This window comes from Pseudomonas sp. GW456-12-10-14-LB2, assembly GCF_002884345.1.
Classification (GTDB): Bacteria; Pseudomonadota; Gammaproteobacteria; order Pseudomonadales; family Pseudomonadaceae; genus Aquipseudomonas; species Aquipseudomonas paraglycinae.
This window is the reverse complement of the sequence record NZ_POHV01000019.1, coordinates 57,333-69,760: the sequence shown is the minus strand read 5'-3', so window position 1 is coordinate 69,760 and position 12,428 is coordinate 57,333. Positions and strand designations below refer to the sequence as shown.

At 59.8% G+C, this 12,428-nt stretch carries 11 protein-coding genes; 7 read left to right on the top strand and 4 right to left on the bottom strand.

The annotated features are described in order from the left end of the window. The first annotated feature begins 238 nt into the window (after positions 1 to 238). From C1X29_RS15270 to C1X29_RS15260, 3 genes are read left to right on the top strand one after another with little or no spacing between them, the layout of a single operon-like run. Entirely contained in the window at positions 239 to 1,639 is a 1,401-nt protein-coding gene (locus tag C1X29_RS15270; RefSeq protein WP_102717806.1) for a cytochrome c, read from the top strand. Positions 1,640 to 1,642: 3 nt separating this feature from the next. Continuing rightward, positions 1,643 to 2,197, top strand: coding sequence for a sugar dehydrogenase complex small subunit (locus C1X29_RS15265; RefSeq protein ID WP_102717805.1), 555 nt, complete (start codon positions 1,643 to 1,645; stop codon positions 2,195 to 2,197). Further along, positions 2,194 to 3,828: a GMC family oxidoreductase gene (locus C1X29_RS15260; RefSeq protein ID WP_039772094.1), complete on the top strand. Its 1,635-nt coding sequence runs from the start codon at positions 2,194 to 2,196 to the stop codon at positions 3,826 to 3,828. The genes C1X29_RS15265 and C1X29_RS15260 overlap by 4 nt, the downstream gene beginning before the upstream one ends. 76 nt (positions 3,829 to 3,904) lie before the next feature. Here C1X29_RS15260 and C1X29_RS15255 read toward each other — a convergent pair whose 3' ends face one another. Then, positions 3,905 to 5,275: a lysozyme inhibitor LprI family protein gene (locus C1X29_RS15255; protein ID WP_102717804.1), complete on the bottom strand. Its 1,371-nt coding sequence runs from the start codon at positions 5,273 to 5,275 to the stop codon at positions 3,905 to 3,907. A 215-nt stretch (positions 5,276 to 5,490) separates the two neighbouring features. Here C1X29_RS15255 and C1X29_RS15250 point away from each other — a divergent pair, with 215 nt between their 5' ends. The 4 genes from C1X29_RS15250 (at position 5,491) to C1X29_RS15235 (ending at position 10,690) form a co-directional block, all read left to right on the top strand. Further along, entirely contained in the window at positions 5,491 to 7,095 is a 1,605-nt protein-coding gene (locus C1X29_RS15250; protein WP_102717803.1) for a tetratricopeptide repeat-containing response regulator, read from the top strand. Further along, positions 7,092 to 7,784 carry a sensor histidine kinase KdpD gene (locus tag C1X29_RS15245; RefSeq protein ID WP_102717802.1) on the top strand — a complete coding sequence of 231 codons (693 nt, stop codon included), beginning with the start codon at positions 7,092 to 7,094 and terminating at the stop codon, positions 7,782 to 7,784. The genes C1X29_RS15250 and C1X29_RS15245 overlap by 4 nt, the downstream gene beginning before the upstream one ends. A 219-nt stretch (positions 7,785 to 8,003) precedes the next feature. Then, positions 8,004 to 9,245 carry a glutamine synthetase family protein gene (locus C1X29_RS15240; RefSeq protein WP_173940194.1) on the top strand — a complete coding sequence of 414 codons (1,242 nt, stop codon included), beginning with the start codon at positions 8,004 to 8,006 and terminating at the stop codon, positions 9,243 to 9,245. 68 nt (positions 9,246 to 9,313) lie between these two features. After that, positions 9,314 to 10,690, top strand: coding sequence for an MFS transporter (locus C1X29_RS15235; RefSeq protein ID WP_102717800.1), 1,377 nt, complete (start codon positions 9,314 to 9,316; stop codon positions 10,688 to 10,690). Positions 10,691 to 10,749: 59 nt separating this feature from the next. Here the strand turns inward: C1X29_RS15235 and C1X29_RS15230 are convergent, their stop codons facing one another. The 3 genes from C1X29_RS15230 to flgM form a co-directional block, all read right to left on the bottom strand. Further along, positions 10,750 to 11,484, bottom strand: coding sequence for a flagellar brake protein (locus C1X29_RS15230; RefSeq protein WP_102717799.1), 735 nt, complete (start codon positions 11,482 to 11,484; stop codon positions 10,750 to 10,752). Positions 11,485 to 11,579: 95 nt separating this feature from the next. Beyond that, a complete protein-coding gene (locus C1X29_RS15225) occupies positions 11,580 to 12,047 on the bottom strand; it encodes a flagella synthesis protein FlgN (RefSeq protein WP_007960323.1) in 468 nt (155 codons plus the stop codon). 48 nt (positions 12,048 to 12,095) lie between these two features. Further along, a complete protein-coding gene (gene flgM, locus C1X29_RS15220; RefSeq protein WP_007960324.1) occupies positions 12,096 to 12,422 on the bottom strand; it encodes a flagellar biosynthesis anti-sigma factor FlgM in 327 nt (108 codons plus the stop codon). Positions 12,423 to 12,428: the final 6 nt, after the last annotated feature.

Sequence of the window (12,428 nt, the reverse complement as noted above, 5' to 3'; positions counted from 1 at the left end):
ATATATTCTGCATTAAACACCCTTGTAACCAGCGTTTTAGAGCATTCAGCACATACATACAAAAGATGGCACTTGGCCTTTTCTATTTATTGCAAAGTGTTACATTGTATGGAATATTCCAATAAATACGTACGACATCGTACCTCTTCGTCCTTGTCGCTCAAGATGACGAGGACGCTGTGTTCGTGATTTCCAGAACCGTGAAAAAAAAAGAACGAAGCAGCCTAGGGTAGGACTCATGTCGCGTCGCATTGATAAAGGGAAACGCAGGGGGTACGCCTCTGCCGGATTGGTTACGCTGCTGATCGCCATAGCTGGCGCCGCGTACGGCGAGGCGCTCGACAGCACCGCGTCGGTGGGCAAGCGTCTAGCGGTAGCCGCTGACTGTGTGGCTTGTCATACGGCGCCAGGCGGCAGGGCTTTTGCGGGCGGCTATCCGCTCGGTTCACCGATGGGCACGATCTACTCGACCAACATCACGCCTTCGAAAACGGCGGGTATCGGCAATTACACGTCAGAGCAATTCGCCCGTGCGGTGCGTGACGGGGTGGCGGCCGATGGCACTCGGCTTTACCCGGCGATGCCCTACACCTCCTATTCGAAGATGACCGACAGCGACATTGCTGCGCTCTACGACTACTTCATGCATGAAGTGGCGCCGGTCGATACGCTGAACCAGAAAACCGCTCTGGATTTCCCGTTCAATATCCGCGCGTCGATGATTGGCTGGAACGCGCTGTTCCACAGCAAAACACGCTTCACGCCGGATCCGGCCAAGTCCGCCGAGGTCAATCGCGGCGACTATCTGGTCAACGGCCTGGCTCACTGCGATACCTGCCACACACCGCGCAATGTCCTGATGGCGGCCGACAGCGCAAAACCGTTGGCCGGCGGATCACTGGGCAGTTGGTATGCCCCCAATATCACTTCCGACAAAGTCAGCGGCATCGGTGCCTGGTCGAGCGACGAGATCGTGGCCTATCTGCGTACCGGTCACGTCGAGGGCAAGGCCCAGGCGGCGGGGCCGATGGCCGAGGCGGTGGAGAACAGTCTGCAGCATTTGAGCGATGTGGATCTCAAAGCCATTGCGGCCTATCTGCTGCAGACGGCGCCGATCAACAGTGGGGAAACCAAAGCCCGCCACGAGTACGGTCAGGCCTCGGTCGATGAATTGACGCTGCGCGGAGGCAAACCGGGGGACAACCCGGGCTGGCAGATATTCAGTGGCACTTGCGCCAACTGCCATCAGCCGAACGGTCAAGGCACGCGGGAATACCCATCGCTGTTTCACAACACCGCCACCAGTCGCAGCGACAACCTGATCGCGACCATCGTGTACGGCGTGCATCGTGAAGTCGACGGTGTGGCCATCGACATGCCGGGTTTCGGCCCTGACGCGCTGTTCACCGACCGCCTGAACGACCAGCAGATTGCCGACGTCAGCAACTACGTGCTGTCGCGCTACGGCAATGCCGACACGATTGTCACCGCCGCCGATGTGGCGCAGGTACGGGACGGTGGTCCCAAGGCACCGCTGGCAGTAATGGCGAAGTTTACGACCCCGGTCATCATTCTCGTGTGCGTGTTGATGGGCCTGGGCGCATGGGCCTTGATTGCACGTCGGCGCAAGGAGGCCTGAGCAATGGACACTTCAATGACGCACAAACACGAAAAAACTCAAACCGAAAGCTCGACTGGGCTCACTCGCCGCAATCTGTTGCGTGGTTCCGTGACGCTGGGCCTGGCCGCGATGATCAGCAGTGCGCTGCCCTGGCAGTCGGTGCTGGCAGCGCAGGTATCGAGCGACGATTTCATTGCGCTGTCGCAGTTTCTGGTCAGCCGTGCGGTCAATCCGGTTCTGGCCGATCGTTATTACGCTGCGCTGGACAAGCGCGCGCCGAATTTCTCGACCAACGTGATTGCCTTGAAGCAATTGATCGGCGCGCAGGGGTACCGGCATGTCGATGAATACCTGGCGCAACCGAATCCGGATCCATCGCTGCGGGCTACGGCCACCAGCATCATTTCCGCCTGGTATCTGGGCATCGTCGGTGAGCCGGCGGATGCGGAGCTGATCAGCTATTCCCTCGCCATGATGTATCAGCCCACTCACGGCATTCTCATCATTCCAACCTACGGTGGCGGCCCGGATTCATGGGGTCCCAAACCAGCAGTCATTCAGGACTCGACAGTATGAGCAGCGATCAATTCGATGCCGATGTGGTGATCATCGGTTCCGGTGTCATGGGCGGTCTGATCGCCACGGGCCTGGCCAAAGCGAACAAGTCGGTGATCGTGCTCGAGGCCGGTCCCCGGGTGAATCGCCGTGATGTGGTGGAAACGTTCCGCAATGCCCCGGTGAAACTCTCGCTGGCCAATGCCAAGCTGCAGGGCGCCGGGTCGCCCTATCCGAGCCTGCCTCACGCGCCGTCGACCTACGGCGACTATTTGCAGCAGGTAGGGCCAGTGAAATACAACACTTCTTACTTGCGTGTGGTGGGCGGCACCACCTGGCACTTCGGTTCCTCGCTGTGGCGCATGCTGCCCAACGATTTTCGTCTCAAGTCGTTGTATGGCCGTGGTCGTGACTGGCCGATCAGTTATGACGAGCTGGAACCGTATTACGCTCGGGCTGAAATCGAACTGGGCGTTTCCGGTGTCGACGGCCAGGACGAAAGCGGGCAGGGCGGGGACGCCTATCCGCCGCGCTCGATTCCCTATCCGATGGAGGGCCTGAAGCCGAGCTACATGTTCAAGCGCCTCTCCGAATTGCTCAGCAAGGGCGGGTATAACCCGATCCTCGAGCCGAACGGCCGGGCAACCCGCCCCTATGGCAAACGGCCTCCCTGTGCCGGCAACAACAACTGCAACCCGGTATGCCCGATTGCAGCCAAGTACGACGGTTCGATGCATATCGATGAGGCCGAGCGCCATGGCGCCAAGGTGCTGGACAACTCTGTCGTCTACAAGATCGAGGCGGGCGACGACGGCAAGATCACCGCGATCTGGTACATGCGCCCCGACAAGTCCAAACACAAACTGACCGCCCGGGCCTTTGTACTGGCGGCATACGGTATCGAGTCGCCGAAGCTGCTGTTGATGTCGACCTCGGAAAAGTACCCGAACGGGATTGCCAACTCCTCGGATCAGGTCGGGCGCAACCTGATGGATCACACCGGCATCAGCATGAACGTCATGACCAAGGAAGACATGTGGCCGGGCGAAGGGCCGACGCAATTGCTGGTCTATCTGAACAGTCGCGATGGCGCGTTTCGCAACGATTACCCGAGCTACAAGATCAAGGTGCGCAACACCGTGCCGACGTCGCAAATCACCTCGAACCTGATCGCCAAAGGCGTGCTGGGCTCGAAGCTCGATGAGCAGATCCGCCTGCAATCGGCGCGCTCCCTGAACTGGGCCGTCGACTTCGAAACCTTGCCGCTGCCGGAAAACCGGGTCACCCCGAGCAAGACCAAGTTCGACGCCATCGGTCTGCCGGTTCCCGAGATCTACTACAGCGTTCCCGACTACTGGCACGCCGGTAAAGAGAAGGCGCTGGAAGACTTCAAGCAGTTTGCAAAACTGCTCGACGCCGACATCCTTAGCACCGACACGGGCTTCCAGAACCGTCAGCACATCATGGGCACCACCATCATGGGCGATGATCCGAAAGACTCGGTGGTAGACCGCGATTGCCGCAGTCACGACCATTCCAACCTGTTCATTGCGGGGACGAGCGTCATGCCATCGTCCTCCTGCGTGAACCCGACGCTGACAGGTGCGGCGTTGAGTATTCGGATTGCCGATGTGTTGGTGGCGGAGGTCTGAGAAGCGCCCTGAAGTGAAAAGCCCCACGCAGAGAAATCTGGGTGGGGCTTTTTTGTCTTTCGAAAGGCGCGAGGCTTTAGAAATTATCAGCTCCGCCTTCGGTTTTGCCGACTGACGTGCTGACCTGCGTGATGTGCCGGCGCCCGTTCACTGAATAACTGCGCTGCGGATCTTCGGACTCGGGTTTGCGCATCAACAGTAACGCAGGCAGACCGCTTTTTTCGTCGTAGGTACCGAACCAGTTGATCAGTCGTGCGACATAACAATCATCACCAATGACTACGGGGAAATCGGCGACAGGTTCGATCGCGTAGTAACTCGCGCCATAGCCGTAGTACTCCTCAGTGTCCTTGGCGGATGGAGGGATGGGGCAGAGTGGTGTTTTCTGCTGTCCCGTCATCCCCGCATGTGCGTCCAGACCGGTCACAGCTTTGGCGAGCACTTTCTGCAGGGACGGTTCCAGTTCGTAGGCTTTGTCGCTGTCCTCGATGTACTGAGTGTGTGGAACGGTCAGTTGGTAGTCATAGCGCACGCTGATCGTCGGCACCTGCCGGTTGATCTGCAGGGGATTGAGCAGGTAGACCTGATCTTCGCCGTAGCTGCCGTTCTGGTAGGCGAAATAGACTTTTCCGCGAGCACCGATCAGGTACACGGCCTGATTGGCACCGCGGTCATTGGTATAGAAAAGGACGCTGTCGTTACTGTTCTGAGGGGCAATCTCAGCCGTTCTCCTGATAAATCTGCTGTCGCCCCGACGCCAGGTTTCCGTGTAATGAAACATCCCGGTGCCGCCGGAGTAGGTTTCCACGATGAGGTCACGCTGGCCATCACCATCCAGATCCATAAGGGTGTAAGAGGTTTGGCCGGACTCTGCGGCTCCCTTGATGTCGGATGCTTGCAGTGCTTTCCACTCGTCTTGCGTGACATCTTTGGGGATGGTCGTGGGGAAGAGCGGTTGCTCATCGTCATCCAGCTCGGCTGAAAACGAGCTGCCGACGTAGCCAAGGGTCAGAGAATTCAGCGCCCGCTCCAGCGCAAACTCCGGACTCTCCTTGCTCATCTCCCGAACCCGCTGCTGCAGATCCTCCATGACCTGTTTATCAACGTCGTCCGGTTTGTAGGCGACAGCCTCGATCCACTGCGCGTGCAATACCTGCAAACGATCCTGATAACGCTGGCTCAGACAACTGGCCTCCTCGCCACATCGATCACGCTCCTGCAGCCACTGACGCTGAGCCTTTTTCACTTCCGCCTGCGCCGGTGCAGCCTTCATCAATTTCCGGTAAGCCGCCCCCATCTGCGCATCCAGCTCATGCAACGGCTTGTCCGCGCAAATCGCCTTCTCCACAACACTCGCCGCCTTTGTGCAGTCCATTCCGCTCGCCAGTGCCTGCTGCAAAAACAGCAGCGCACAGGCCGACACGATGTAGCGTCCCTTGATGTACACGATGAATCCTTTGCCGTTGGAAGGTGAGAACCGCCGCGCAGGGTAATCCTTGCGCAACGAATCTTGAACCCTCGCTTCAAGAGAACCCCTGATCCGGCCGATAACCCATTCGGTGACTTCAGAGTCGCGCGAAATCGCTTGATAGCATTTGGCCGGCAGCTATCATCTGCGCGCCTGGAAATGGTCCATCCTCTTCAATTGCCTGGAAATCCTCGATGCTGTCGTATCACCAAAAGAGTTTTCTGATCGTCGATGATTTCTCGGATTTCCGCAGTTCCGTGCGTTCGATGTTGCGCGAGTTGGGCGTCAAGGATGTGGACACCGCAGACACTGGTGAGCAGGCGCTGAAAATGTGCGCGCAGAAGTCCTACGATTTCATCCTTCAGGACTTCCACCTCGGTGACGGCAAGAAGAACGGCCAGCAGGTGCTGGAAGACCTGATGATGGAGAAGCTGATCAGCCACGAAGCGGTGTTCGTGATGGTCACGGCCGAGACCAGTCAGGCGATGGTGCTCAGTGCCCTGGAGCACGAGCCGGACGCGTACCTGACCAAGCCGTTCAATCGGTCCGGCCTCGCTCAGCGGCTTGAACGTCTGGAGCAGCGCAAGACCCTGCTCAAGCCGATTCTGCAAGCCCTCGACCGTGGCAAACCGGTCGAGGTGCTCAATGCCTGTATCGCCCTGTGCAAACAGGACATCCGTTATTCGCCGCTGTGCCTGCGCTATCGCGCCGATGCGTTGCGCGACATGAACCAGAACGAAGCGCTCGAGCGCCTTTACGACAGCATCATCGCCGACCGGCCGTTGCCTTGGGCGTTTGCCGGGTTGGGCAAGTTGCTGTTCAAGCGCGGGCAGGTCAGTCAGGCCAAAGGCGTTTATGAAAAAGCCCTGAAGGTCTTCCCGATGATGCCGGCGCTGTATGACGGCATGGCTGACGTGCTGGTCGCCGAAGGCGATACCAAAGGCGCGCAGCAAGTGCTGGAGGAGGCGATTCGCCTGTCGCCGCTGGCGGTGCGCCGTCAGGCGTTGCTGGGCAAGCTGGCGATGGCCAACGAAGATTTCGAGACGGCTTCCCGGGCTTACCGCCAGGCGGTGAATCAGGGCGCGCAATCGCGCTTCAAGGACCCGGAAAGCAATCTCGGCCTGGCCCATGCCCTGATCAGCAAGGGCAGCGAGCGCGGGCTCGACACCCGTACGCGTCTGGAGATCAACACCACCCTCAGCGCCGTGGCCAAGGAAAACCCTACCGACCCGGGCCTGCAGATTCGCGCGCGTCTGATGAAGGCCACGAGCCTGTTGCTCAACGATGCCGAGACCGCCGAGAAGCTCACCGAGCAAGCGTTGATGCGCCTTGACGGCATGGAGCAGTTCATGAGCCCCGAGGCGGCGTTGCTGGTCGCCAAGCAATTGCAGATGCTCGGCCAGGCCGAGGCGGGCACTTCGATGCTCAAGAGCTGTGCGGAAATCTACGGCGATGACCCGACGGTGATGAAAGACATCGCCAAGCTCACCGACGACCCGACTATTCTCAGCTCCAGCAACGCCGCCGCCGACCTCAACCGTCAGGGCGTGCGCGTGTACAAGACCGGCAACCTGGTGGAGGCCCGCGAGGTGTTCCGCAAGGCGCTGAAGATGCAACCGAAGAACATCAGTATCGCGCTGAACATGGCCCAGTCGCTGCTGCACGGCACCGACACCAATGTGCCGTCGGCGGAGCTGGAAGAATGTCGGGCCTGCCTGAAACTGGTGGGTCTGATGCCCGACACCGACGCGCGTTATCCGCGTTATCAGAAGCTGAAAAGCAAGGCGTTTGGCGAATGAACCAAGACGAGCAGGCACTGGATTTTTCCACGGTGATCGCCTCCACCGTGCACGACATGAAGAACTCTCTGGCGATGCTGATGCAGGCCCACAGCCAATGGCTGGCACGCTTGCCCGAAGCGCAGCGCCAGGGGCCGGAGCAGGGCGTGATCGACTTCGAGTTCGCCCACCTCAACGGCATGCTGGTGCAACTGCTCGGGCTGTACAAGCTTGGGGTGAATCAGATGCCGTTGCAGCCGGCCTATCACGAGCTGGACGATTTCATCGAAGCGCAACTGGCGGCGCATCAGGAAGTGTTCGCCAGTCGTGGAATCATCGCCACTTACGAAGTCGATCCGCTCAGTCCGCTGGGTTTCTTTGATCGCGAACTGATCGCCTCTGTGCTGGGCAACTGCATCAACAACGCGATCCGTTACGCCCGTGAATCGCTGCTGATCACCGTCAGCGACGAAGCCGGGCAATTGGTGCTGAGCATCAATGACGACGGCGACGGTTACCCGGCCGAAATGCTCGAGCGCCAGTCCGATTACGTGCAGGGCATCAACCACAGCAGTGGCAGCACCGGGCTGGGTCTGTACTTCGCCGGGCGCATTGCCGCGCTGCATCAGCGCAACGGTGTTGGCGGCCGGACCGAGATTCGTAATGGCGGCCCGCTGGGCGGCGGCGTGTTCAGTATTTACCTGCCCTGAATCACGGATGCATCGACCGGAATTCTTTTTGTTGGCTGCTGCTTGATATTCCGAACAGCCGAAGCCTATTTTGTCCGGGTCGCCGTTCGCGGCTCGCACAATAACAAGGATTGCGTCATGACAACCGATGGCCAGCGTTCACTCGCGCAGCGATTGACGGGCATTGATGAGATTGAATGTGTCACGCCGGATTTGAACGGTGTGCCACGTGGCAAGGTAATGACCGCCGAGGGTTTCCTCGAAGGGCGGCGTTTGCAGTTGGCCCGGGGGGTGCTGCTGCAATGCATCATGGGTGGTTATCCCGCCGCGAAATTCTATGGCAGCGATGACGGTGACCTGGCGCTGGTGGCCGATCCGGGGCAGATCCATCCGTTGCCATGGAGTGAAGAGCCGCGGGCCTTTGCCATCTGTGATGCCGACGAGCTGACCGGCGAAAGCTCCAACCTGTCGACCCGTGGTCAGCTCAAGAAGGTCATTGCCCGCTACGCAGCCCTAGGTCTGGCGCCGGTGGTGGCGACCGAACTCGAATTCTTTGTGTTCGCTCCGAACACCGACCCGAACCAACCGTTCCAGCCGCCCGTCGGTCTCGATGGTCGTCGCGAGGACGGTCATTCGGCGTTCAGCGTCAGTTCCAACAACGGTCTGCGACCGTTCTTCAGTGAAGTCTATAAATGCATGGCGGCTCTGGGCCTGCCACGCGATACCTTCATGCACGAAATGGGCGTCAGCCAGTTCGAGATCAACCTGCTGCACGGTGATCCACTGTTGCTGGCCGACCAGACCTTCCTGTTCAAGCACCTGCTCAAGGAAGTCGCGCTCAAGCACGGCCTGACGGTGGTGTGCATGGCCAAGCCGCTGGCGCACACGCCAGGCAGTTCGATGCACATTCACCAGAGCATCGTCGAAATCGGCAGCGGCAAGAATGTGTTCAGCGATGCGGACGGTCAGACGACCGCGATGTTCCGCCACTTCATCGGCGGGCAGCAGGCGGGCATGGCTGATTTCACCGCGCTGTTTGCGCCGAACGTCAATTCGTACCAGCGCCTGTGCCATCCGTTTGCGTCGCCGAACAATGCCTGCTGGTCCCACGACAACCGCGCCGCCGGCCTGCGTATCCCGGCCAGTTCGCCGGTCGCGCGTCGGGTCGAGAACCGCTTGCCGGGCGCCGATGCCAACCCGTATCTGGCCATCGCTGCTAGCCTGGCCGCCGGCCTGTACGGCATCGAGCATGAACTCGAACCAAGCGAAGCGATTCAAGGCGAGTTCGACGTGCCGGACCATCTTTCGCTGCCGTGTACCTTGCACGCGGCGCTCGAACGTCTGAAACACAGCCAGCTTGCAAAGGAACTGTTCGGCACGGAGTTCATCGAAGGCTACATCGCTTCGAAGACCATGGAGTTGACCAGTTTCTTTGACGAAATCACTCCCTGGGAACGCCGTGTTCTAGCAGCCCAGGCCTGACGACATGTCGCCGTCGGGCTATCGTTTGATAGCCCGATACTTACCGCAAGGAGCCGCTCGGAACGCCGATGCGCCAAATCTGGAAATCCTTTCGAGCGCTGTATTTCGCCTCGCTGATGATGTTGATCGGCTCGGGCCTTCTTTCTACTTATCTGGCTTTGCGTCTGGCTGCCGACCATGTCGACGGGTTGTGGGTCGGTGCGTTGATGGCGGCCAACTATTTCGGTCTGGTGCTGGGCGGCAAGATCGGTCACCGCCTGATTGCCCGGGTCGGGCATATCCGTGCCTACTCGGCGTGTGCCGGGATCGTCGGTGCGGCGGTGCTCGGTCATGGCCTGGTGGACTGGCTGCCGGCCTGGCTGGTGCTGCGGACCATCGTCGGCCTCGGCATGATGTGCCAATACATGGTCATCGAGAGCTGGCTGAACGAGCAGGCTGACGCCAATCAGCGCGGTCTGGTGTTCAGCGGCTACATGATCGCGTCGTATCTGGGGCTGGTGCTCGGTCAGCTGATTCTGGTCATGCACCCGGGCCTTGGCCTGGAACTGCTGATGCTGGTCGCGCTGTGCTTCGCCCTGTGTCTGGTGCCGGTGGCACTGACCCGACGGATTCACCCGGCGCCGCTGCACCCGGCGCCGATGGAGCCGCGCTTCTTTATCAAGCGTGTGCCGCAGTCGCTGAGCACGGTGCTCGGGGCGGGGCTGATCATCGGTTCGTTCTACGGTCTGGCGCCGCTGTATGCCTCGCAGCAGGGGCTGTCCACCGAGCAGGTCGGTCTGTTCATGGGTAGCTGCATTTTTGCCGGGTTGGTGGTGCAGTGGCCGCTGGGCTGGTTGTCCGACCGCTATGACCGGGCGCTGCTGATTCGTTGCTTTGCGTTGTTCCTCGCGATTGCCGCGTTGCCGCTGGCGATCCTGCCGCAGGTGCCGCTGGAGGTTCTGTTCGTGGTCGGCTTCCTCTGCTCGCTGGTGCAGTTTTGCCTGTACCCGTTGGCGGTGGCGTTCTCCAACGACCACGTCGAAGGCGAGCGCCGGGTGTCGCTGACGGCGATGCTGCTGGTGACTTACGGCGTGGGCGCCAGTATCGGGCCGCTGGCGGCCGGGGTGCTGATGAAGCTGTTCGGGCCGCAGAGCCTGTATGCGTTCTTCACCTTTTTCGCGCTGGTGCTGGTGTGGCGGATCCGACCGAAAGCCGTGACCAATCTGCACCAGGTGGACGATGCACCGCTGCATCACGTGGCGATGCCGGACAGCATGTCCAGTTCGCCGCTGGTAGCAGCGCTTGACCCGCGGGTTGACGAACAAGTGGTGCAGGAGCAGATGCAGAATACGGTCGCTCCTGAACCGGAGCCTGAGCCAGAACCTGAACCGGAGCCAGAATCTGCCGCGCCCACCGACTCGACAGTCGAAGACGAGGGGCCGGACATCACTCCCGCCAAGCCGTGATCCGGGCATAAAAAAACGGGCAGTCACCGCAGTGACTGCCCGTTTTTCATGCCTGCCGATCAGAGATCGTCTTTATCGAACCGACGCGCTTCGCGCTGCAGTTGATAAACGAAACGCTCGACGTTGCGGGCCGCCGGGCCGCTGATGTTGTGAAAGCGCAGGCCGGCGAAGGTGATGTTGAGCTTTTCTTCGAAGTGCAGGTAACGCAGCTCGACCGATACCGGTTGGTTGCCGAACAGCGGCGCGGCGATCAGGCGATCATAGACCTGGCCCAGTTGCAGGCGGTCAGTGATGTCGCCTTCGAAACGCAGCTTGCAACCGGTGGCAGAGATATCCAGCAGTTTGCCGCCGATCGGCGACTTGAGCTTTTCGCCACCCAGTTCGACGCTGACCAGGTCGGTCAGCTTCAGGGCGGCGCGGAAGGCATTGCGGCGCTGGTGATAAACCACTTCGCTGGGCAGGTCGCCGCTGTAGAAGCGGTCGCCGTCGGAATCCTTGATGCTCAGCGTCCCTGTACATTCCCAGGCGATGCGCACGCCATCATGAAAGCCCTCAACCTTGAACGGTTCGCCTGCTTCCAGAAAACGTTCGCCGTCGCGCGGGATCATTTCATCAAGCTTGATCGAACCGTTTTCGCGATCGACTTCAATCAGGTAGCTCTGGAAGCGCTGGCTACGCTCGTGAAAGGTGATGATCAGCGGATCGTGGCTCTCTTGCAGCTGGCGCAGATTGCTGGAGATCTCCAGGGGCGTGGTGAGCACCTTTGGGGGCTGCGGAGCGTCATCGTTGGACACGTTAAATCAATCTCCAGACAAAATTTGACTACGGCTGGCCAGTATTTTGCCAGCATGTTTCGCACGTTGATAGGGCGCAAGCATAGAAGAAAGCATCACGCCTGGCTGAGCGCGCGCGGTTTCTGCAGTTTGGAGAAGGTGCCACTGGCGTCGTAGAGCGCGGGAGGCTCGCCGCCGGTGAGGATTTTCAGCTGATTGGCCGTGGCGGCCTGCTGCATGATGATCGACTGGCCGTTCTTGACGTTGGCCGCCTGGCACTGGGCAATCAGGTCGGTCAGGACATCGCTCTGGCTCAGCAATTGGTCGCCGATGCTCGACTGGCTGGCCAGTTGTTCCAGGCCGGCGCGGTCGAGCGACAGGTTGAGACTGGCGAGGATTTCGCTGCGCTTGCGGCCATGCTGTTCGAGCAGAATGATCAATGCCTGTTTGCGCGCCAGAATTTCTTCCAGCAGAGGCATGTCGCGACCGTGCAAGGCGAGGGACTCGGTTTGCAGCAACTCCAGCAATTGTTGAGCTGGAGCAAAGTCGTCGGTGATCAGTTGCAATAGATTAGTGTCGTGCATGGCTGGCCTTGGGTTTTAAGCGTCCAAAAGCCTGGCGCTGACCGAGGCCTAGCGCTGGGCTTCGAAATTAAGCAGTTTGCTGGCTACACGGTTGCTGTCGACCTTGTAGCTGCCATCGGCAATCGCTGCTTTCAACTCGGCCACGCGGGCTTTATCGACGGCAGGCTGATCGCGCAGCTTGTCAGTGACCTTCTGCAACTGTTGAGCCTCATTGCTGAGGTGTACCGATTCCCCGCTTTTTGCGGTACTGGCCTGTTCGGCCGGGGTATTCAGCGGCGCGGAGGTGCCGGTTTCGGCGGTTTCCTTGGCGTTGCTGGTACGTGTACTGCCCGTAAGTGACGAGGAGCTGTTCAAACGGCTGAAATCGATGACCATGTTAAA